Source organism: Streptomyces sp. NPDC057280 (genome assembly GCF_042668605.1).
Lineage (GTDB): Bacteria > Actinomycetota > Actinomycetes > Streptomycetales > Streptomycetaceae > Streptomyces.
The window spans coordinates 65,273-85,048 of record NZ_JBHUYR010000005.1 but is presented as its reverse complement, the minus strand read 5'-3'; the positions used below and the strand labels follow the sequence as shown (position 1 = coordinate 85,048).

The window sequence follows — 19,776 nt, the reverse complement described above, 5'->3', positions numbered from 1 at the left end:
CGGCTAGCAGTCGCTCACGGGGGCGTCCGCGGGCAGGCCGAAGTGGGTGCGGGCGGCGGCCTCCAGGGGCGAGGCCGAGACGGTGTCGTCGAGTTCGGCGCGGGTGAAGTGACCGAAGTGGGCCTGCGTCCACTCCGCGTACCCCGCCCCTTCGGGGGCCTGCTCCTGCGACACGATCCGGTAGCCGCCGACCGCGTCCGCGTCCCGCTCCAGGCGCAGCACCTGCGGGACGTGGGCGCCGGAGCACTCGACCAGGGCGTGCGCCTGGACGCCGTACTCCATGCAGAGCGTGTCGACGCCCGCCCGCACGACCCCGTCCCGCTCGTCCAGCTCCAGGGCCTCCGCGTGGCAGAACCAGCGCGCGTCGAGCTCGGGGACGCTCTCGCCGTACCCGGTGCCGTGCGACTCGGCGACGAGGCGGGCCTCGATCGCCGGACGTATCTCCCGCCACAGGTCGCTGTCGACGTCCTGCGGCCACACCACCCACGCCCCCGTGGCCACCAGCACGGCCGTGGCCCCGAGCCCGAACCCCCACCTCACCACCGACACGCGTGCTCCTCACTCCGCCGGTCCCCGCCCGACTAGACAGACAAGACGGGGCAGAGGTTGCGCCGACGGCCGGATCGGTTCCCGCCGGTATGCGGCACACTGGACGTTTGGCCCGTGCGGAAGGGAAGTGCACGTGAACGGACCGCTGATCGTCCAGTCGGACAAGACCCTGCTCCTGGAAGTCGACCACGAGCAGGCCGACGAGTGCCGTCGGGCCATCGCGCCGTTCGCGGAGCTGGAGCGGGCGCCGGAGCACATCCACACCTACCGGGTGACGCCGCTCGGCCTCTGGAACGCCCGCGCCGCCGGGCACGACGCCGAGCAGGTGGTCGACGCGCTCGTGCAGTACAGCCGGTATCCGGTGCCGCACGCGCTGCTCGTCGACGTCGCCGAGACCATGGACCGGTACGGACGGCTGACGCTCAGCAAGCACCCCGCGCACGGGCTTGTGCTGACCACCACCGACCGGCCCGTGCTGGAGGAGATCCTGCGGTCGAAGAAGGTCGCGCCGCTGGTGGGGGCGCGGATCGACCCGGACACCGTCATCGTGCATCCGTCCGAGCGGGGACAGATCAAGCAGACGCTGCTGAAGCTGGGCTGGCCGGCCGAGGACCTCGCCGGGTACGTCGACGGCGAGGCGCACCCCATCGAGCTGGCCGAGGACGGGTGGGCGCTGCGGCCGTACCAGAAGCAGGCCGTGGAGAACTTCTGGCACGGCGGGTCCGGGGTCGTGGTGCTGCCCTGCGGTGCCGGGAAGACCCTCGTCGGGGCCGGGTCCATGGCGCAGGCCAAGTCGACCACGCTCATCCTCGTCACCAACACCGTCTCCGCCCGGCAGTGGAAGCACGAGCTGGTGAAGCGGACCTCGCTGACCGAGGAGGAGATCGGCGAGTACAGCGGGACGAGGAAGGAGATCCGGCCCGTCACCATCGCCACCTACCAGGTGCTCACCACCCGGCGTAAGGGTGTCTATCCGCACCTGGAGCTGTTCGACTCCCGGGACTGGGGGCTGATCGTCTACGACGAGGTGCATCTGCTGCCCGCGCCCGTCTTCAAGTTCACCGCCGATCTCCAGGCGCGGCGGCGCCTCGGCCTCACGGCCACCCTCGTCCGGGAGGACGGGCGGGAGTCGGACGTCTTCTCGCTCATCGGGCCCAAGCGGTTCGACGCGCCCTGGAAGGAGATCGAGGCGCAGGGCTACATCGCGCCCGCCGACTGTGTCGAGGTCCGGGTCAACCTGACCGACTCCGAGCGGCTCGCGTACGCCACCGCCGAGCAGGAGGAGAAGTACCGCTTCTGTGCGACGACCGCGACGAAGCGGAAGGTCACGGAGGCGCTGGTCCGGCGGTTCGCCGGGCAGCAGATCCTGGTGATCGGGCAGTACATCGACCAGCTCGACGAGCTCGGTGAGCACCTCGGGGCGCCGGTCATCAAGGGCGAGACGCCCAACGCCCAGCGCGAGAAGCTCTTCGACGCCTTCCGGGAGGGCGAGATCAGCGTCCTCGTGGTGTCGAAGGTCGCGAACTTCTCCATCGACCTGCCGGAGGCGACGGTCGCCATCCAGGTGTCGGGCACCTTCGGGTCACGGCAGGAGGAGGCGCAGCGGCTGGGTCGGGTGCTGCGGCCCAAGGCGGACGGGCACCAGGCGCACTTCTACTCGGTGGTCGCCCGGGACACGATCGACCAGGACTTCGCCGCGCACCGGCAGCGGTTCCTGGCGGAGCAGGGGTACGCCTACCGGATCGTGGACGCCGACGAACTGCTGACGGAGGGCTGAGGGGCAGGGCAGGGCAGGGCTGAGGGGGCTACTTCCTTCGGCGGATGCCGGCCTCTTCGCCGTACTCGCCGAGGATGATCACCTGGAACGCGGCGCCGGCGAAGACGCGTATCGCGCGAAGGGTGTCGCCGAGGCGGTGCGTGGGGTGGGTGTCGGTGAGGGGGGTCGCTCCGGAAGGGCGACCGGGGGCTGGGGTGAGGGTCGCTGCACTCATGTCTCCATGGTGGCTTCCGAGGCATAAGGAGGGCATCGGCCCAAGGTCCCGACTTGCTGTGATACCTGAGTCGTAGGGGCCGTAGGGCCGCGTCCCCTAGGGGTGCGGGCCGCCGGAAATCCATTGGCGGCCTCTTACCGCGCTCACCTAGAATCTCCGCTCTTGCCCGCCTCCCTCGACGGAGCGCCGCCGTCCGGACGGAAACCGGTCGGCACCTCGCAGCAGCAGCCACCCAGCCCGCAGCACCTTCGGAGGCACCCCCTTGTCCACGCCCGTCGACGACCCCGCGCCCCTGGACGACCCGCTCGGCCGCGAGCGCGGCCATCTCGCCGCGTCCCGTGCGGCCCTGCGCGCCATGCGGGAGGACGCCGAGTCCCTCGACATCAAGGACGTCACCGCGAACTGGGTCAACGCCCAGATCCTGGAACGCCAGATCAACGAGCGGATCGCGGCCCTCGCCGACCTCAGCGACACCCCGCTCTTCTTCGGCCGCCTCGACTATCTGCACGCGCCCGGCACGGACCTGGCCGAGGGCGCGGAGGGCGAGCGCTTCTACATCGGGCGGCGGCACGTCCACGACCACGACGGCGACCCGATGGTCATCGACTGGCGTGCGCCGGTCTCGCAGCCGTTCTACCGGGCGTCCAAGAAGGACCCGATGGACGTGGGCCTGCGCCGCCGCTTCGGGTACACGCGCGGTGACATCACGGCGTACGAGGACGAGCACCTCTCCGACCCGGCCGAGGCCGCCACCACCAGCAAGCTTCTCCAGCAGGAGATCGAGCGGCCGCGCGTCGGCCCGATGCGCGACATCGTCGCCACCATCCAGCCCGAGCAGGACGAGATCGTGCGGTCGGGGCTGGGCGGCACGGTGTGCGTGCAGGGCGGGCCGGGGACCGGGAAGACCGCCGTCGGTCTGCACCGGGTGGCTTATCTGCTGTACGCCCACCGCGAGCGGCTGGCCCGCACCGGCACCCTGGTCATCGGGCCGAACCGGTCCTTCCTGCACTACATCGAGCAGGTGCTGCCCGCGCTGGGCGAGTTGAGCGTGCAGCAGGCCACGGTCGACGACCTGGTGGCGAAGGGCGTCGAGGTGCGCGGCGGCGACGACGCGGCCGCCGCGGTCATCAAGGGTGACGCGCGGATGGCGGAGGTCCTGCGGCGGGCCGTCTACTCGCACGTGACGATGCCGACCGAGCCGGTCGTCGTCGTGCGCGGCTCGCGCCGGTGGCGGGTCCCGGCGTATGAACTGGAGGACATCGTCCGCGAGTTGCTCGACCGCGACATCCGCTACGGCGCCGCCCGCGACGCCCTCCCGCAGCGCATCGCGCACGCCGTGCTGGTGCAGATGGAGCGCTCGGGCGAGGCGCCGGACGACCGGGTGCAGGACTCGGTGGCACGCAATACGGCGGTGAAGGCGGCCGTGAAGCAGATCTGGCCGCCGGTCGACCCGGCGAAGCTGGTACTGCGGCTGCTGACGGACGCGGACTTCCTCGCCGCGCACGCGGAGGGGATCCTCGACGAGGACGAGCAGAAGACGATCCTGTGGGCGAAGCCCGTGCGGTCGGTGAAGTCGGCCAAGTGGTCCGCCGCGGACGCGGTGTTGATCGACGAGGCGGCGGACGTCGTCGAGCGCACGCACTCGCTCGGGCATGTGGTGCTCGACGAGGCGCAGGACCTGTCCCCCATGCAGTACCGGGCGGTCGGCCGCCGCTGCACCACCGGCTCGGCGACCGTCCTCGGCGACCTGGCGCAGGGCACCACGCCCTGGGCGACCCGGAGTTGGGACGAGGCACTCGCCCACCTCGGCAAAACGGACGGCGTGATCGAGGAGCTGACGGCCGGTTTCCGGGTGCCGACGGACGTCATCACGTACGCCTCCCGGCTGCTCCCGCACATCGCGCCGGGGCTGACGCCGGTGGCGTCGGTCCGTGAGAACCCCGGCTTCTTCGACCTCCGCGCGATCACCGGCACGGCCGAGGTGGTCGCCGCCTGCGAGGAGCTGCTGCGCAACGAGGGCTCGACGGGCCTGATCGCGGCGGACGCCCGCGTCCCGGCCCTGGCGGAGGCGCTCGACGCGGCCGGCATCGGCTACCTCGCGCCCGGCGAGGAGACGACCGAGGAGACCCGGCTGACGCTGGTGCCGGCGTCGTTGGCGAAGGGGCTTGAGTACGACTACGTGGTCCTGGACGAGCCGCAGGCGGTTGTCGACGGGGAGCCGGATGAGCGGACGGGGTTGCGGCGGTTGTATGTGGCGCTCACTCGTGCGGTGTCGGGGTTGATCGTGACCCATGCGGCGCCGCTGCCGGTTCAGCTCGGCTGAGAAAGTGCCTCATGATGCCGGGCGCCGAGTGCGGGTGCGCTGTGGCTGGTCGCGCCCGCGCGGCGGAGCCGCACATCGAAACAGCCCCGCGCCCCTTAGCGGCGGCAGCTCACCCGGCATCCAAAACGCGGCGCCAGTTCGCTACCGCCTTCGGCGACACCGGGTGCGCCCAGCCTTCCGGCCTCGCCGCTCCCCCGATGTGGAACGCGTCCACTCCCGCCGCCAGCAGCTCCGGCACGTGGGTCAGCTCCAGCCCGCCGCCCACCAGGAGCTGCTGCTCGTAACCCGGCTCCCCCGCCCTCGCCGCCTCCGCGAGCAGCGTGGGGAGCCCGGTCGCGACGCCCTCCGCCGAACCGGCCGTGAGGTACGTGTCCAGCCCCGGCAGGTCCGCCAGCTGCTTGCGCAGGGCGTCCCGGTCGGCGGTGTGGTCGATGGCGCGGTGGAACGTCCAGGAGCAGCCGTCCAGTTCGGCGATGACCCGCTCCACGGCCGCCAGATCCACGCCCCCCTCCGGGTCGAGGAACCCGAGCACGAACTGGTCCGCGCCGGCCGCCCTCATCTCACCGGCGACCCGGACCAGCCGGTCCACGTCCCCCGCCGCGAAGCCGTCCGCCAGGCGGAGCATCACGCGCAGGTCGATGCCGACGGCGGCCCGGATCGCGGCGAAGGCCGCCACGGACGGGGTCAGACCGTCGGCCGCCATGTCGGTCACCAGCTCCAGCCGGTCCGCGCCACCGGCCTGTGCCGCGATCGCGTCCTCGGCGTCGAGGGCGATGACCTCGAGGACTGCACGCTTGCTCATGGGACCCCGTTCGTAGGCGTAGGCAACAGGTCTAGTCCAATCTCAGGGTACGCCAGCCCCTCGGAAGAATCAGAAGAAGATGTTCAGCTCCGCCGCCTCCGCCCCGGCCAGCTCGAAGGCCCGCCCCTCCACCGGACGCCCCGCGTACAGCCGTACGAGGGTGGCGGCGTCCCCGATGTACCGGGCCGGCGTCCGCTCCCCCGACGCAGCGCCCAGCGTGAGCGGTTCGTCGACGTCGTCGAGGTCGGCGTGCAGGGGCAGCGTCCCCTTGTGCCGGGTGAGCCGGGACAGCAGCAGGAGGGCGTGCGGCAGGCCGGGGCCCGCGTAGGCGCCCGGTTCGCCGAGCGCGTCGCGTACGTCCCCGCCGTGCACCCACTCCCCCAGCGCGGCCATGTCCAGCACCCCGCCCGCCTTGGCGATCACCGGCCCGGCCTCGGTCATGCCGCGTTCCAGCTCGTCCACGACCTGCGCGTTGCTCCTCCCCCACTGCCTTAAAGGCGTGGGAGGTGCCCCCAGGCGCGCTCGGCGATGTCCCGGTCGTTCGCCTCCGGTGAGAAGACGTCCTTCTCGAAGCGGCTCTCCACGATCCGCATCAGCGCGGACGAGCAGTGCGCCACCACGTCCCGGACCGTCCAGCCGGGACACCCGGCCGTGGGCTGGGCGAAGTCGGCGTCGGGGCGGGACCGCAGGAGCGGGATCAGCCCGTCGCGCTCGGTGATGAGGAGGAGGCCGGGGAGTTCGGGGTCGCGTACGTCAGCAGTCGTCATGCCGCCCAACCTGCCAGGCGGCGGGGGGCGCGACAATGAGGTCATGGCCGATCTCGACGACCTCCGTTCCCGTTGGCTGCGCGCGCTGCTCGCGGCACGCACCGACGACTCCTGCGCCATCAACCCCTACCGGTACGCCGACGCCCTGCTGCGGCGCTGGCAGGAGCCGCAGCGCCGGTACCACACCGTGGAGCACCTGGCGGCGGTCCTCGACCGGATCGACGTACTGGAGGAGTACGCCGCCGATCCGAACGCCGTCCGTCTGGCCGCCTGGTTCCATGACGCGGTGTATCTGCCCGAGCGGTCGGAGAACGAGGAGCGCTCCGCCCGGCTCGCCGAGCGCGCCCTCCCCGAGGCCGGCGTCCCCTCGGCGACCACCGCCGAAGTCGCGCGGCTCGTGCGGCTCACCGTCACCCACGACCCCGCCGACGACGACCGTGACGGACAGGTGCTGTGCGACGCCGACCTCGCGATCCTCGCCGCCCCGCCCTCCGCGTACGCCGCGTACACGGCCGCCGTGCGCGAGGAGTACCACTTCGTCCCCAACGAGGCCTTCCGGGAGGGGCGTTCGGCGGTCCTGCGGCACCTTCTCGATCTGCCGAGGCTGTTCCGGACGCCGTACGGCGCCGAGCACTGGGAGTCCACCGCCCGTTACAACCTCGCCGCCGAGCTGGAAATGCTGTCGCCCTGAGGGCAGCGGGCTCATAGCCTGCCCTCATGGGAAACAGGGGTGCGGAGCGGGTGGAAGAGGCCGTCGCGGGGGCCGTGGCGGTGCTGCGGGGCGCCGTCGAGCGGGACTGGGACGGCGTGCGGGCCGGGCGGTGCGAGTGGAGCTGCCGGGAGACGGCCCAGCACATCGCGCAGGACCTGATCGTGTACGCGGGGCGGCTGGCCGGGCGGGTGCAGGACACCTACCGGCCCTTCGACATCGTCGTCGACGACGGCACGGACAACGCGCGCGTCCTCCAACTCATCGAGGGCGGCGGGGTGTTGCTCAGCGCGACGATCCGGGTGACGCCGCCCCGGGCCCGCGCCTACCACCCGCGGCCGTACTATTCCGCCAACCCCGAGGGCTTCGCCGCGCTCGCCGTCGGTGAGGTGCTGCTGCACACCCACGACATCGCCGAGGGCCTCGGCCTGCCCTACGAACCCCCGTCCGAACTCGCCGAGTTCGTGCTCACCCGCATGTTCCCGCACATCCAGCCGGGACCCGAGCACTGGCCCACGCTGCTGTGGGCCACCGGCCGCGGCGAGCTGCCCGGCCGTGCCCCGGTCACCGAGTGGGACTGGTACAACAACCTCGTCCTGCCCACCGACCGCCTCACCCTGGAGGGCCTCACCCCCGCGGCCGCCGCCGACCTGCGCCTGGGCGGTGACGGCGGCTACGACTGGGTCGCCGACGGCCCCTACGACGGCACCCGGGAGGCCGCCGGGATGCTGGTCAAGGCGTACGAGGCGGGCGTGCACCGCCCGGAGTGGGGCGTGTTCGTCCTCGTCCGGCGCGAGGACGGCAAGGCGGTCGGCGGCATGGGCTTCCACGGCGCCCCGGACGAGGACGGCCGCGCGGAGGTCGGCTACGACCTCGCCCCCTCCGCCCGCGGCCGGGGCTACGCCACGGAGGCGCTGGGCGCACTGAGCGAGTGGGCGCTGGCGCGGGACGACGTACGGCTGCTCATGGCGACGATCGAGGAGACGAACCGCGCCTCCCAGGCCGTGGTCACCCGCGCCGGATACTCCCGGGCGACGGTGGAGGAGCAGCGGGACGTACACGCCCACGAACAGCACGCGCCGCACGAGCAGGACACCGACCTCCGGCTGTACCTGCGCAGGCGCCCCTAGGCGAGGGGGCGCCCCTTCGGCCGCCGCAGCCCCGACTCCGTCAGCAGCCGCACCACCTCGCGGCTGCTGACCTCCACCGCGCCGGCGGCGACCACGTCCGCGTAGCGGTGCGAGGGGATGTCGTAGTGGTCGCGTTCGAAGGCCCGGCGCGGGACGCCCAAGGCGTCGGCGAACGCGTGGAGTTCGTCGTACGACTCGTCGCTCACCAGGTGGGACCACATCCGGCCGTGCCCCGGCCAGGAGGGCGGGTCGATGTAGACGGTCACGAGGAGGGCGTCCCGCCGCCCGCCGAGCCCAGCGCGCCCACGGACGCGACCTTCACGCCCGCCTTGTGGCACACCCAGTGCGGATCGGGCCCGAGTTCCGGCTCCACCTCCAGCGCGTGCGGGTCACCGGCCCCGCACACCGGGCACAGCGGCCAGCGGCCGTACCGCTCCAGGAGCGCGTCCTGGACGTCCTGCGCGACCAGCCCCGCCACGAACTCCGCACCGTCCGGCCACTGCTCCACCCACCAGCGACGCTGTACGACGGACTCCTCGACGAGCGACACCACGTCGGCGTCGGCGACCTCTCCCGCGACCAGATCGGCGAGCACCAGGGCGCGTGCCGCGTGCAACGCCTGCTCCAATGGGCTTACGGGGAGGCCGGAGGGATCCATGCACCCATTGTGCGCACTCTTGACCACGGCACCGAGCCGAAAATATCTTTCATGTGTGACCCAGGAAGTGAAGGAAATTTTCGGCAGCGCCTCGGGCGGCCCGGGCACACCGCCCGCGCCCGCCGCGCTCGCCGCCAAGGTGCGCACCCTCGCCCCTTCCATGACCCGCTCCATGCAGCGGGTCGCCGAGGCCGTCGCCGGTGACCCGGCCGGCTGCGCGGCCCTGACGGTCACCGGCCTCGCGGAACTGACCGGCACCAGCGAGGCGACCGTCGTCCGCACCGCCCGCATCCTCGGCTACCCCGGCTACCGCGACCTGCGCCTCGCCCTCGCCGGTCTCGCCGCGCAGCAGCAGTCGGGGCGGGCGCCCGCGATCACGACGGACATCGCGGTGGACGACCCCATCGCCGACGTCGTCGCGAAACTCGCCTACGACGAGCAGCAGACGCTCGCCGACACGGCCGCCGGTCTGGACACCGTGCAACTCGCGGCGGCCGTCGCCGCGGCGGCGACCGCCCGCCGTATCGACGTGTACGGCGTGGGGGCGTCCGGGCTGGTCGCCCAGGACCTGGTGCAGAAGCTGCTGCGGATAGGGCTGATAGCCCACGCCCACAGCGATCCGCATCTCGCCGTCACCAACGCCGTGCAGCTGAAGGCGGGGGACGTCGCCATCGCGATCACGCACTCCGGGGCGACGGGGGATGTCATCGAGCCGCTGCGGGTCGCGTTCGAGCGCGGGGCCACGACGGTCGCGATCACCGGGCGGCCGGACAGTTCGGTGACGCAGTACGCGGACCATGTGCTGACGACGTCCACGGCCCGGGAGAGCGAGCTGCGGCCGGCGGCGATGTCGTCGCGGACCAGCCAGCTGCTGGTCGTGGACTGCCTGTTCGTGGGAGTGGCACAAAGGACGTACGAGACCGCGGCGCCGGCGCTCGCCTCGTCGTACGAGGCGTTGGCGCACCGGCATCGCGGGAGAACGTGACAGCCCGCGCACCCCTCCCTTACGTGAACCACGTGAAAGAGCCGCCCCCCATGACCTCCACCTCCGATCCCCGTGTGCTGCGCGCCGAGTTGGAAACCCTCACCACCGAGGCCTTCCGGCCCGAGCTCGCCGACATCGACCAGTTGCCCACCCTCGACATCGCCCGGCTGATGAACGGCGAGGACGTCACCGTGCCCACCGCCGTCGCCGAGCGGCTGCCCGAGATCGCCGCCGCCATCGACGCGATCGCCGCCCGGATGGCCCAGGGCGGCCGGCTCGTGTACGCCGGTGCCGGTACCGCCGGGCGGCTCGGCGTGCTGGACGCCTCCGAGTGCCCGCCGACCTTCAACACCGACCCCGCGCAGGTCGTCGGCCTGATCGCGGGCGGCCGGGAAGCCATGGTCACCTCGGTCGAGGGCGCCGAGGACTCCAAGGAACTGGCGAGAGCCGACCTGGACGCCCTGAAGCTGACGCCCCTGGACACCGTGGTCGGCGTCTCCGCCTCCGGTCGTACCCCTTATGCCATCGGTGCCGTCGAACACGCCCGCGCGCAGGGCGCGTTGACGATCGGGCTGTCCTGCAACGCGCACAGCGCACTGGCCGCCGCCGCGGAGCACGGCATCGAAGTGGTCGTCGGCCCCGAACTGGTCACCGGCTCCACCCGGCTCAAAGCGGGCACCGCCCAGAAGCTGGTCCTGAACATGCTGTCGACGATCACGATGATCCGGCTGGGCAAGACGTACGGGAACCTGATGGTCGACGTACGCGCCTCCAACGAGAAGCTCCGGGCCCGCTCCCGGCGGATCGTCGCGCTCGCCACGGGCGCCGGGGACGACGAGATCGAGCGGGCGCTGGCGGAGACGGACGGCGAGGTGAAGAACGCCATCCTGGTGATCCTCACCGGCGTGGACGGCCCCGCGGCCACCCGCCTTCTGGAGGAGTCCGGCGGCCATCTGCGTGCCGCGCTGGCGGCGACGGGCGGCTGACCCGCACGCTCGGCGGATGACCACCTCGTACGACGCCGCCGCGGCCCTCCTCCCCCTGGTCGGCGGCCCCGCCAACGTCACCTCCGCCGCCCACTGCATGACCCGGCTGCGGCTGGGCCTGGCCGACCCGTCGCTGGTGGACGGGGAGGCGTTGCGGGCGCTGCCGGGGGTGCTGGGGGTGGTCGAGGACGACGACACGTATCAGATCGTTCTCGGGCCGGGGGCGGTCGCGCGGGTGACGGCCGACTTCGAGGCGCTGCTGCGGAAGGAGACGCGGAAGGCGCGCAACGCGACCCCGCTGAAGATGGCGCTGCGCCGGGTGGCGAACGTCTTCATCCCGCTCATCCCGGCGCTGATCGGCTGCGGCATCCTCGCGGGCCTCAACGGGCTCCTGGTGAACACCGGTTGGCTGCCCGGGCTGACGCCGGCCCTGTCTGCCACCGCCTCCGCCTTCATGTCCCTCATCGCGGTCTTCGTCGGCTACAACACCGCCAAGGAGTTCGGCGGCACACCGGTGCTGGGCGGGGCGGTCGCGGCCGTCGTCGTCTACCCGGGGGTCGCGAAGGTGACGGCCTTCGGCGTCGCGCTGGCCCCCGGGCAGGGCGGCGTCCTGGGCGCGCTGGCGGCCGCGTTGCTCGGGACGTACGTGGAGAAGTGGTGCCGCGGCCGGGTGCCGGGCACGCTGGACGTCCTGCTCACCCCGACCCTGACGGTCCTGGTGTCCGGCCTGACGACCCTGTACGTCCTCATGTACGCCGCCGGCACGGTCTCCTCGGCGATCGGCACGGCGGCGAACTGGCTGCTGTCGACGACGGGCGCCTTCGCGGGCGCGGTCCTCGGCGGGCTGTTCCTCCCCCTGGTGATGCTGGGCCTGCACCAGGCCCTGATCCCCCTCCACGCCACCCTCATCGAACAGCAGGGCTCGACCACTCTCCTCCCCCTGCTGGCCATGGCGGGCGCCGGACAGGTGGGCGCGGCGGCCGCGGTGTACGTCCGCCTGCGCCACGACACCGCCCTGCGTACGACGATCAAGTCGGCCCTGCCCGCCGGGTTGCTGGGCGTGGGCGAGCCGCTGATCTACGGGGTGTCACTGCCGTTGGGCCGCCCTTTCCTCACGGCCTGCGCGGGCGGGGCGGCCGGGGGCGCCTTCGTCGGACTGTTCGCGATGCTGGGCGAACGGGTGGGCGCCACGGCGATCGGGCCGTCCGGATGGGCCCTCTTCCCTCTGCTCTCCGGGAACGGCGGGCTGGGAACGGCGGCGGCGATCTACGCGGGCGGGCTGCTGACGGGGTACGCGGTCGGATTCGGGGCGACGTACGTCTTCGGGCTGCCGAAGGAGAGGTGACGGTGACCCCGGCGGCGCAAGCCTTCGGGCTCCCCATGGAGAGGTGACTCCTGCCTCGGCCGGTCGTTTCCCGACCATGAAGAACATGCTCATGGCCGCCGCCCTGGCCTCCTCCGCCGTCGCCCTGGCCGCCCCCGCCCACGCCGACCCCCACGACGGCAACCACTGGGGCACGGCCGCCCCGGTGCTGTGCACGGCGGAACACACCGTCGCCCCCGTTCTCCACGACCTCGCCTCCACCCCGACCCACGCCTGCGCGGAGGGCTGAGCGGTCAGGATCTGACCTATACGGCTCCTAGCGTGCCCCCATGACCAACACCACGCAGAGCTCTGCCACCGAACGCACCGACCTCCTGGAAGCGCTGGCCCACCACCGGCACTTCCTGCGCTTCACCACCCGTGACCTCACCGACGAGCAGGCCGGGCAGCGGACCACGGCCGGCGAGCTGTGTCTGGGCGGCCTGATCAAGCACGTCACCTCGGTGGAGCGGAACTGGGCGGCCTTCATCCTCAACGGCCCGTCGCCGTCGGACGACTTCAGCAACAAGACCGAGGCGGACTTCGCCCGGCGCGCCGACGAGTTCCGGATGCTGCCCGGCGACACCCTGGCCGGTGTGCTGGCCGCCTACGAGGAGGCGGCCCGCCGGACCGACGAGATCGTCACGTCCCTGCCCGACCCGAACGCCGACCACCCGCTGCCCGAGGCTCCCTGGCACAAGCCCGGGGCTCGATGGTCGGCCCGCAGGGTGCTGCTGCACATCATCGGCGAGACGGCCCAGCACGCCGGGCACGCCGACATCATCCGGGAGTCCCTGGACGGCGCGCAGAGCATGGCCTGACGACGGCCGACAAGGGCGGCCGCTTCCAGCAGTCCCCTCGTACCCTTGGGGAGACACCGTCGAGCTTCCCTCGCCGGTCGGTATCACCCTCGACACCGAAAACCTCAAGGACTACGCGGACCGATGAACCACGCCCAGCTCACCGCCCTAGGCCGGGCCCTCCGCCTTCTCGGGGAGCACGGCGAGGCCCTTTCCTCCGACACGCCCGACGCCAAGCTCCACGAGGTCAAGGCCGACCTCAAGCGCGCCCTGGAGCTGCTCGACGAGAGCGTCACCAGCGCCGCGCCCAGCACCCGCTGCGCCGAGCATCCCAATGGCCCGGTCGACGAGAACGCCCCCGACCTGTGCCTGCTGTGCGAGACCCGGCGCCGGGCCGCCCGCCGCGCGTCCATCAACGGCCCCGCCCAGACCGGCCCGTCCGCCACCGCCCCGTCCCGCTACGGCGTCCGCGACGACCGGCCGCAGCCGCAGCAGCGGTGGCTGCCCGAGCTGTGGAACGGCCAGGAGTGGCAGCTGTGCGGCACCCCGCGCCGCGACCGCCGCGAGGCCGAGCTGTATCTCGCGGCGGCCCGCCGGGGGCCGCGCGCGGCGATGGCGTACCGGCTGGTGCACGAGTTCACCGACTACGAGGTGCTGCGGGTGTGGGGCACCCCCGTGAAGGTCGACATCGAGCCGCTGGGGAACCTGTAGGACCCCGGCTGCCGTACGACGTCTACGACTTGGCGGTCACCTCGGCGGACTCCGCCGGGCCCTCCGCCACCGGCACCGCGCCCCCGGCGGGCCGCTGCCGCGGAATGAACGACGCGACCGCGAAGGCCAGCAGCGCCGCTCCCGCGCCCACCGCCAGGACCGCCTTGAAGCCGTTCTCCGACGGGAGCGCGTAACCGCCGAAGTCGGTGGTCAGCTGGGCCAGGATGACGCCGGCGACGGCGCTCGCCGACGAGGTGCCGATGGAGCGCATCAGGGTGTTGAGGCTGTTCGCCGCGGCCGTCTCCGACGCGGGCACCGCGCCCATGATGAGCGCGGGCATCGAGCCGTACGTGAAGCCGATGCCGGCGCCGATGACGCAGGAGACGAGCACGAAGTGCCAGACCTCGCTCATCAGGACGATGTTGAGGCCGTACCCGGCGGCGACGATCAGGGCGCCCGTCATCAGCGTGACCTTCGGGCCGCGGGCCTTGGAGACGGCGGCGGAGATCGGTGCCGTGGCCATCATGACCAGGCCGGAGGGCGCCATGACCAGGCCGGCGGCCAGCATCGACTTGCCCAGGCCGTAGCCGGTCCGGGCCGGGAGCTGGAGGAGCTGCGGAATGACCAGGCTCATCGCGAACATGGCGAAGCCGACCGCGATCGAGGCGAGGTTGGTGACCAGCACCTGGCGGCGGGCGGTGGTGCGCAGGTCCACCAGCGGCTGGTCGGTGCGCAGTTCGAAGAAGCCCCAGGCCGGCAGGATGACGACGGCCGCGGCGAACAGGCCGATCGTCGTGCCGCTCCCCCAGCCCCAGTCCGCGCCCTTGGAGATGGCGAGGAGCAGACAGACGAGGCCCGCCGCCATGCCCAGGGCACCTACGAGGTCGAAGCGGCCGCCGGTGCGCACCTTGGACTCCGGCACGAAGACGGTGACCAGGCCGATGGCCACGGCACCGAGCGCCGCCGAGGTCCAGAACAGCACGTGCCAGCTGAAGTTGTCGGCGATGAGCGCGGCGGCGGGCAGGCCGAGGGCGCCGCCGATGCCGAGGGAGGCGCTCATCAGGGCGGTGGCGGAGGCCAGCCGCTCGGCGGGCAGTTCGTCGCGCATGATGCTGATGCCGAGCGGGATGACACCGGAGGCGAGGCCCTGGAGGGCACGGCCGATGATCATCGGCAGGAGGGAGTCGGCCAGCGCGCAGACGACCGAGCCGACGATCAGCATGACGCCGCTGATCAGCAGCATGCGCCGCTTGCCGAACATGTCGCCGAGGCGCCCGACGACCGGCGTGGCCACGGCGGCGGCGAGCAGTGTGGCGGTGACGGCCCAGGCGGTGTCGGAGGCGGGCGCGTCCAGGAGTTTCGGCAGCTCGGGGACGATCGGGATCACCAGGGTCTGCATCAGCGAGACCACGATTCCGGCGAAGGCCAGCACCGCCACCACGGCAGGGGACCGCGGCACCGCGGCAGGGGCGTCGGACATGGCTGGGCCTCCGTCAGCTTGGTAATTGACCGGGGCAACCTTAAGTCAGTTGCCTGACTTAATAAAGAAGGGCAGGTCAGCCGTACTGCTCGACGAGGGAGCGCACCCTGTCGGCATCCAGCTCGTAGACCGTCTCGTGCGCCCGGGGATCACGCGCGTGGAACGTGTGGAAGAGCGGTCCGGAGGGCCCGCCGAGCACCACGAGGGAGGCGGACGCCCCGCGCACCGCCCGCTCGGTGCCCGGCGCCGCCGTCAGGTCGATGCGGTTGACCACGCCGGGCGTCACCCACACCGGCACCGACTCCAGCAGCCCGAAGAGCTGGAGATGGAAGTGCCCGGTGAGGACGACCCGGACATCGCTGCCGCGCACGGCATCGGCGAGGTCGGCGGGGTTGCGCAGGCCGAACACCCGCTGGAGGGGGTTGTCGAGGGCGATGGGCGGGTGATGGAAGGCGAGGACGGTGCCGCGCTCGGCCGGGGTGCCCAACACGTCGCGCAGCCAGTCGAGTTGCCCGGCGGAAAGGTGCCCGTGCACCTTCCCGGGCACCAGCGAGTCCAGCGTCACGAACCGCCACCCGCCGACCGTGCTCACGGCGGCCCGCTCACCGGCCTCGGACGCGAACACCGTCTCCGGCTCGCCGTGCCCGCTGCCGAGCACCTTCCCGAAGGCCTCGCGCTCGTCGTGGTTCCCGGTCGTGTACACCACGGGCACCCCGCCCAGCACGTCCCGCGCGAACCCGCCCACCAGCGCCTGCACGGCCGTGTACGCCTCCGGGGAACCGTCGTCGGCGAGATCGCCGGTGACGACGACGGCGTCGATGCCCCGCTGATGCCGGAGTTCGTCGAGGAGGAGCCGCAGGGAGTCGTGCGCGTTGACGCCGTGCCGGTTGGCGGCGTCGGTGCGCTCCAAGTGCGTGTCCGAGAGCTGGAGAATCCTCATCTCCCGGACACTACACAGGAGTTGGAGGTCAGCTCAGGGTCTGGAGCGCCGCCGCGTCGTACGGCTTCAGCTCGTCGAACCGGCCCGCGAGGACCTTCGCCGCCCACTCCGGGTCCTGAAGCAGGGCGCGGCCGACGGCGACGAGGTCGAACTCGTCGCGCTCCAGACGGTCCAGGAGGTCGTCGAGGCCCTTGAGCGGGGAGCCCTGGCCCACGAACGCGTTGAGGAAGTCGCCGTCGAGGCCGACCGAGCCGACGGTGATGGTGGGCTTGCCGGTGAGCTTCTTGGTCCAGCCCGCGAGGTTGAGGTCGGCGCCGTCGAACTCCGGGAGCCAGTAGCGGCGGGTGGAGGCGTGGAAGGCGTCGACGCCGGCCGCGGCGAGCGGGGCCAGAATGGCCTCCAGCTCCTCGGGGGTCTCGGCGAGCCGGGCGTCGTAGGCCTCCTGCTTCCACTGCGAGTAGCGGAAGATGACCGGGAAGTCGGCGGAGACGGTCTCGCGGACGGCGGCGACGATCTCGGCGGCGAACTTGGTACGGGCGACCGCGTCACCGCCGTAGGCGTCGGTACGGCGGTTGGTGCCCGCCCACAGGAACTGGTCGACGAGGTAGCCGTGGGCGCCGTGGATCTCCACGCCGTCCATGCCGATGCGCTCCGCGGCGGCCGCGGCCTCGGCGAAGGCGCCGATGACGTCGTCGAGGTCACGCTGGGTCATGGCCGTGCCGGTGGGCTCGGTCTCGCCGATGCGCAGGCCGGAGGGGCCGACCGCGGGGGCCTCGGGGACGGGGTTCTGGCCCTCCTTGCGGACCATGCCGATGTGCCACAGCTGCGGGACGATGGTGCCGCCGGCCGCGTGCACGTCCTCGGCGACCTTCTGCCAGCCCGCCAGCTGCTCCTCGCCGTGGAAGCGCGGGACGCGGCTGCTGTTGCCGGCCGAGTCGTGACCGACGTACGTCCCCTCGGTGACGACCAGACCGACGCCCGCCGCGGCACGCCGCGCGTAGTACGAGGCCACGTCGGCGCCCGGGATGCCGCCCGGGGAGAACATCCGCGTCATCGGCGCCATCACGATGCGGTTCGGGACGGTGAGGCCGTTGATCGTCGTCGGCCGGGCGAGAATCTCGGCGGCACGGGAGGGGGTGGCGGTCACGCGGGGGCTCCTTGCGGTGGGGTACCAGCGGGTATGTGCATACGCATGGACACTACGCAGTGAGCAACCGCTCAGAACACCCTTCCATTTCCTCCGGGTCCTGTGATCCCGCCCACGCGAAGGTGACCGGCCCCCGCACAACCCGGGGAACGCCCGAGGGCGGCACCCCCTGTCGGAACAGGGGGTGCCGCCCTCGGTCAGGACGAGTCCGATCCGCCGGGGATCAGAAGTCCATGTCACCGCCCGGCATGCCGCCGCCGGCGGGCGCGGCGGCCTTCTCCGGCTTGTCGGCGATGACGGCCTCGGTGGTGAGGAAGAGCGCGGCGATGGAGGCGGCGTTCTGCAGAGCGGAGCGCGTGACCTTCGCCGGGTCGATGATGCCTTCCTTGACCAGGTCGACGTACTCACCGGTCGCGGCGTTGAGGCCGTGACCCGGGGTGAGGTTGCGGACCTTCTCCACCACGACGCCGCCCTCGAGGCCGGCGTTGACGGCGATCTGCTTCAGCGGGGCCTCGAGGGCGAGCTTGACGGCGGCAGCGCCGGTCGCCTCGTCACCCTCCAGCTCCAGCTTCTCGAAGACACCGGAGGCCTGCAGCAGGGCCACGCCACCACCGGCGACGATGCCCTCCTCGACGGCCGCCTTGGCGTTGCGCACGGCGTCCTCGATGCGGTGCTTGCGCTCCTTGAGCTCGACCTCGGTCGCGGCACCGGCCTTGATGACGGCGACGCCACCGGCGAGCTTCGCCAGGCGCTCCTGGAGCTTCTCGCGGTCGTAGTCCGAGTCGCTGTTCTCGATCTCGGCGCGGATCTGGTTCACGCGACCGGCGACCTGGTCGGCGGAGCCGGCACCGTCGACGATGGTGGTCTCGTCCTTGGTGATGACGACCTTGCGGGCGCGGCCCAGGAGGTCCAGGGTCGCGTTCTCCAGCTTGAGGCCGACCTCCTCGGAGATGACCTCGCCGCCCGTGAGGATGGCGATGTCGCCGAGCATGGCCTTGCGGCGGTCGCCGAAGCCCGGGGCCTTGACGGCGACGGACTTGAAGGTGCCGCGGATCTTGTTGACGACCAGGGTCGACAGGGCCTCGCCCTCGACGTCCTCGGCGATGATCAGCAGCGGCTTGCCCGACTGCATGACCTTCTCCAGGAGCGGGAGCAGGTCCTTGACGGAGCCGATCTTGGAGTTGGCGATCAGGATGTACGGGTCGTCGAGCGACGCCTCCATCCGCTCCATGTCGGTGGCGAAGTACGCCGAGATGTAGCCCTTGTCGAAGCGCATACCCTCGGTGAGCTCCAGCTCCAGACCGAAGGTCTGGGACTCCTCGACGGTGATGACGCCTTCCTTGCCGACCTTGTCCATCGCCTCGGCGATGAGCTCGCCGATCTGGGTGTCGGCGGCGGAGATGGAGGCCGTGGAAGCGATCTGCTCCTTGGTCTCGACATCCTTCGCCTGCTCGAGCAGGGCACCGGAGACGGCCTCGACGGCCTTCTCGATACCGCGCTTGAGAGCCATCGGGTTGGCACCGGCGGCCACGTTGCGCAGACCCTCGCGCACCAGGGCCTGGGCCAGGACGGTCGCGGTCGTCGTGCCGTCACCGGCTACGTCGTCGGTCTTCTTCGCGACTTCCTTGACCAGCTCGGCGCCGATCTTCTCGTACGGGTCCTCGAGCTCGATCTCCTTGGCGATGGACACACCATCGTTGGTGATCGTGGGGGCGCCCCACTTCTTCTCGAGGACGACGTTGCGACCCTTGGGGCCGAGCGTCACCTTGACGGCGTCCGCGAGCTGGTTCATGCCGCGCTCGAGGCCGCGCCGCGCCTCCTCGTCGAACGCGATGATCTTGGCCATGTGAAGTGGTCCCTCCAGGACTGGGGGTGATTCCTTCGGACCGCGCCCGCGCCCGCGACGGACGGCTCGCACACCTCGTGGTTCCTTGCCCCACCTGGCCTGCGGGCCTCACCGACCCGGTCCTTCTTTGTCACTCTCACCTTCAGAGTGCTAACGCCAATGATTAGCACTCGGCATGGTCGAGTGCAAGCGCCTCCCCTGGATCGAGCAGGCCTGGACCGGGCCTGGACAGGCCGAAGGGCCCGTACCCCTCGCGAGGTACGAGCCCTTCAGCAGAAGACGTCGCTTGCGGTTTGGTCGGTCGCGCGATCAGGCGGTGACGCGAACCATGTCGGCCTGCGGGCCCTTCTGGCCCTGCGAGATCTCGAACTCCACCCGCTGGCCTTCTTCCAGGGTGCGGTACCCGTCCATCTGGATCGCGCTGTAGTGGACGAAAACATCCGCACCACCGTCGACCGCGATGAAGCCGTACCCCTTCTCCGCGTTGAACCACTTGACGGTGCCCTGAGCCATGCCTAACTCCCCTATTACTGGCCCTTGCACAGATCCACACTTCGCGGATCCGGGTCAGACCTCACCCCCCACGGAT

At 71.8% G+C, this 19,776-nt stretch carries 20 protein-coding genes and 1 pseudogene; 10 read left to right on the top strand and 11 right to left on the bottom strand.

Going from position 1 to position 19,776, the window contains the following annotated elements; all coding sequences use genetic code 11:
* Positions 1 to 3: 3 nt before the first annotated feature.
* Positions 4 to 549, bottom strand: a complete 546-nt coding sequence (locus ACFUO4_RS27920) for a hypothetical protein (RefSeq protein ID WP_383489956.1) — start codon at positions 547 to 549, stop codon at positions 4 to 6.
* A gap of 133 nt (positions 550 to 682) precedes the next feature.
* Between ACFUO4_RS27920 and ACFUO4_RS27915 the strand changes: the two genes are divergently transcribed.
* A complete protein-coding gene (locus ACFUO4_RS27915) occupies positions 683 to 2,326 on the top strand; it encodes a DNA repair helicase XPB (protein ID WP_383489953.1) in 1,644 nt (547 codons plus the stop codon).
* A 28-nt stretch (positions 2,327 to 2,354) separates the two neighbouring features.
* Here ACFUO4_RS27915 and ACFUO4_RS27910 read toward each other — a convergent pair whose 3' ends face one another.
* Positions 2,355 to 2,540 (bottom strand): hypothetical protein, encoded by a 186-nt coding sequence (locus ACFUO4_RS27910; protein ID WP_179143273.1) that lies wholly within the window; start codon positions 2,538 to 2,540, stop codon positions 2,355 to 2,357.
* A gap of 262 nt (positions 2,541 to 2,802) precedes the next feature.
* Here ACFUO4_RS27910 and ACFUO4_RS27905 point away from each other — a divergent pair, with 262 nt between their 5' ends.
* The gene (locus ACFUO4_RS27905) at positions 2,803 to 4,863 is read left to right on the top strand and encodes a UvrD-helicase domain-containing protein (protein WP_079306918.1); all 2,061 of its coding nucleotides are present in this window, start codon (positions 2,803 to 2,805) and stop codon (positions 4,861 to 4,863) included.
* Positions 4,864 to 4,972: 109 nt separating this feature from the next.
* Here ACFUO4_RS27905 and ACFUO4_RS27900 read toward each other — a convergent pair whose 3' ends face one another.
* Entirely contained in the window at positions 4,973 to 5,665 is a 693-nt protein-coding gene (locus tag ACFUO4_RS27900; RefSeq protein WP_383489948.1) for a copper homeostasis protein CutC, read from the bottom strand.
* Positions 5,666 to 5,734: 69 nt separating this feature from the next.
* Positions 5,735 to 6,432: pseudogene (locus ACFUO4_RS27895) on the bottom strand (maleylpyruvate isomerase family mycothiol-dependent enzyme).
* Between the two features lie 43 nt (positions 6,433 to 6,475).
* Here ACFUO4_RS27895 and ACFUO4_RS27890 point away from each other — a divergent pair.
* Both ACFUO4_RS27890 and ACFUO4_RS27885 read left to right on the top strand, forming a co-directional pair.
* Positions 6,476 to 7,123, top strand: a complete 648-nt coding sequence (locus ACFUO4_RS27890) for a hypothetical protein (RefSeq protein WP_383489945.1) — start codon at positions 6,476 to 6,478, stop codon at positions 7,121 to 7,123.
* 26 nt (positions 7,124 to 7,149) lie between these two features.
* A complete protein-coding gene (locus ACFUO4_RS27885) occupies positions 7,150 to 8,271 on the top strand; it encodes a GNAT family N-acetyltransferase (RefSeq protein ID WP_383489942.1) in 1,122 nt (373 codons plus the stop codon).
* Here the strand turns inward: ACFUO4_RS27885 and ACFUO4_RS27880 are convergent.
* Both ACFUO4_RS27880 and ACFUO4_RS27875 read right to left on the bottom strand, forming a co-directional pair.
* The gene (locus tag ACFUO4_RS27880; protein WP_383489939.1) at positions 8,268 to 8,537 is read right to left on the bottom strand and encodes a DUF4031 domain-containing protein; all 270 of its coding nucleotides are present in this window, start codon (positions 8,535 to 8,537) and stop codon (positions 8,268 to 8,270) included. The two genes, ACFUO4_RS27885 and ACFUO4_RS27880, sit on opposite strands and share 4 nt — an antisense overlap.
* A complete protein-coding gene (locus ACFUO4_RS27875) occupies positions 8,534 to 8,929 on the bottom strand; it encodes a hypothetical protein (protein ID WP_079306930.1) in 396 nt (131 codons plus the stop codon). Before ACFUO4_RS27875 ends, ACFUO4_RS27880 begins: the two co-directional genes overlap by 4 nt.
* A 55-nt stretch (positions 8,930 to 8,984) precedes the next feature.
* Between ACFUO4_RS27875 and ACFUO4_RS27870 the strand changes: the two genes are divergently transcribed.
* The 6 genes from ACFUO4_RS27870 (at position 8,985) to ACFUO4_RS27845 (ending at position 13,774) form a co-directional block, all read left to right on the top strand.
* A complete protein-coding gene (locus tag ACFUO4_RS27870) occupies positions 8,985 to 9,914 on the top strand; it encodes a MurR/RpiR family transcriptional regulator (protein ID WP_079306933.1) in 930 nt (309 codons plus the stop codon).
* 50 nt (positions 9,915 to 9,964) lie between these two features.
* On the top strand, positions 9,965 to 10,900 hold the full coding sequence (gene murQ / locus ACFUO4_RS27865; protein ID WP_383489936.1) for an N-acetylmuramic acid 6-phosphate etherase: 936 nt from the start codon (positions 9,965 to 9,967) through the stop codon (positions 10,898 to 10,900).
* A 16-nt stretch (positions 10,901 to 10,916) separates the two neighbouring features.
* On the top strand, positions 10,917 to 12,245 hold the full coding sequence (locus ACFUO4_RS27860) for a PTS transporter subunit EIIC (protein WP_383489933.1): 1,329 nt from the start codon (positions 10,917 to 10,919) through the stop codon (positions 12,243 to 12,245).
* A 76-nt stretch (positions 12,246 to 12,321) separates the two neighbouring features.
* On the top strand, positions 12,322 to 12,513 hold the full coding sequence (locus tag ACFUO4_RS27855; protein WP_383489930.1) for a hypothetical protein: 192 nt from the start codon (positions 12,322 to 12,324) through the stop codon (positions 12,511 to 12,513).
* Between the two features lie 40 nt (positions 12,514 to 12,553).
* Positions 12,554 to 13,084, top strand: a complete 531-nt coding sequence (locus ACFUO4_RS27850; protein WP_383489927.1) for a DinB family protein — start codon at positions 12,554 to 12,556, stop codon at positions 13,082 to 13,084.
* Positions 13,085 to 13,207: 123 nt separating this feature from the next.
* The gene (locus ACFUO4_RS27845) at positions 13,208 to 13,774 is read left to right on the top strand and encodes a hypothetical protein (protein WP_194084140.1); all 567 of its coding nucleotides are present in this window, start codon (positions 13,208 to 13,210) and stop codon (positions 13,772 to 13,774) included.
* Positions 13,775 to 13,796: 22 nt separating this feature from the next.
* Here the strand turns inward: ACFUO4_RS27845 and ACFUO4_RS27840 are convergent, their stop codons facing one another.
* The 5 genes from ACFUO4_RS27840 to ACFUO4_RS27820 form a co-directional block, all read right to left on the bottom strand.
* Positions 13,797 to 15,254, bottom strand: coding sequence for an MFS transporter (locus ACFUO4_RS27840; RefSeq protein ID WP_383489923.1), 1,458 nt, complete (start codon positions 15,252 to 15,254; stop codon positions 13,797 to 13,799).
* A gap of 76 nt (positions 15,255 to 15,330) precedes the next feature.
* Positions 15,331 to 16,194 (bottom strand): metallophosphoesterase, encoded by an 864-nt coding sequence (locus ACFUO4_RS27835; protein ID WP_383489920.1) that lies wholly within the window; start codon positions 16,192 to 16,194, stop codon positions 15,331 to 15,333.
* Between the two features lie 28 nt (positions 16,195 to 16,222).
* Entirely contained in the window at positions 16,223 to 17,341 is a 1,119-nt protein-coding gene (locus tag ACFUO4_RS27830; RefSeq protein WP_383489917.1) for an NADH:flavin oxidoreductase, read from the bottom strand.
* Positions 17,342 to 17,564: 223 nt separating this feature from the next.
* On the bottom strand, positions 17,565 to 19,187 hold the full coding sequence (gene groL, locus ACFUO4_RS27825) for a chaperonin GroEL (protein WP_059195844.1): 1,623 nt from the start codon (positions 19,185 to 19,187) through the stop codon (positions 17,565 to 17,567).
* Between the two features lie 309 nt (positions 19,188 to 19,496).
* Positions 19,497 to 19,700 carry a cold-shock protein gene (locus ACFUO4_RS27820; protein ID WP_004986573.1) on the bottom strand — a complete coding sequence of 68 codons (204 nt, stop codon included), beginning with the start codon at positions 19,698 to 19,700 and terminating at the stop codon, positions 19,497 to 19,499.
* Positions 19,701 to 19,776: the final 76 nt, after the last annotated feature.

Excerpts from the sequence above, each read along its gene's own strand:
- ACFUO4_RS27910 (WP_179143273.1), bottom strand. The coding sequence starts at position 2,540 with ATGAGTGCAGCGACCCTCACCCCAGCCCCCGGTCGCCCTTCCGGAGCG.
- ACFUO4_RS27900 (WP_383489948.1), bottom strand. The coding sequence starts at position 5,665 with ATGAGCAAGCGTGCAGTCCTCGAGGTCATCGCCCTCGACGCCGAGGAC.
- ACFUO4_RS27890 (WP_383489945.1), top strand. The coding sequence starts at position 6,476 with ATGGCCGATCTCGACGACCTCCGTTCCCGTTGGCTGCGCGCGCTGCTC.
- ACFUO4_RS27885 (WP_383489942.1), top strand. The coding sequence starts at position 7,150 with ATGGGAAACAGGGGTGCGGAGCGGGTGGAAGAGGCCGTCGCGGGGGCC.
- ACFUO4_RS27875 (WP_079306930.1), bottom strand. The coding sequence starts at position 8,929 with ATGGATCCCTCCGGCCTCCCCGTAAGCCCATTGGAGCAGGCGTTGCAC.
- murQ (WP_383489936.1), top strand. The coding sequence starts at position 9,965 with ATGACCTCCACCTCCGATCCCCGTGTGCTGCGCGCCGAGTTGGAAACC.
- ACFUO4_RS27860 (WP_383489933.1), top strand. The coding sequence starts at position 10,917 with ATGACCACCTCGTACGACGCCGCCGCGGCCCTCCTCCCCCTGGTCGGC.
- ACFUO4_RS27855 (WP_383489930.1), top strand. The coding sequence starts at position 12,322 with ATGAAGAACATGCTCATGGCCGCCGCCCTGGCCTCCTCCGCCGTCGCC.
- ACFUO4_RS27850 (WP_383489927.1), top strand. The coding sequence starts at position 12,554 with ATGACCAACACCACGCAGAGCTCTGCCACCGAACGCACCGACCTCCTG.
- ACFUO4_RS27845 (WP_194084140.1), top strand. The coding sequence starts at position 13,208 with ATGAACCACGCCCAGCTCACCGCCCTAGGCCGGGCCCTCCGCCTTCTC.
- ACFUO4_RS27840 (WP_383489923.1), bottom strand. The coding sequence starts at position 15,254 with ATGTCCGACGCCCCTGCCGCGGTGCCGCGGTCCCCTGCCGTGGTGGCG.
- ACFUO4_RS27835 (WP_383489920.1), bottom strand. The coding sequence starts at position 16,194 with ATGAGGATTCTCCAGCTCTCGGACACGCACTTGGAGCGCACCGACGCC.
- groL (WP_059195844.1), bottom strand. The coding sequence starts at position 19,187 with ATGGCCAAGATCATCGCGTTCGACGAGGAGGCGCGGCGCGGCCTCGAG.
- ACFUO4_RS27820 (WP_004986573.1), bottom strand. The coding sequence starts at position 19,700 with ATGGCTCAGGGCACCGTCAAGTGGTTCAACGCGGAGAAGGGGTACGGC.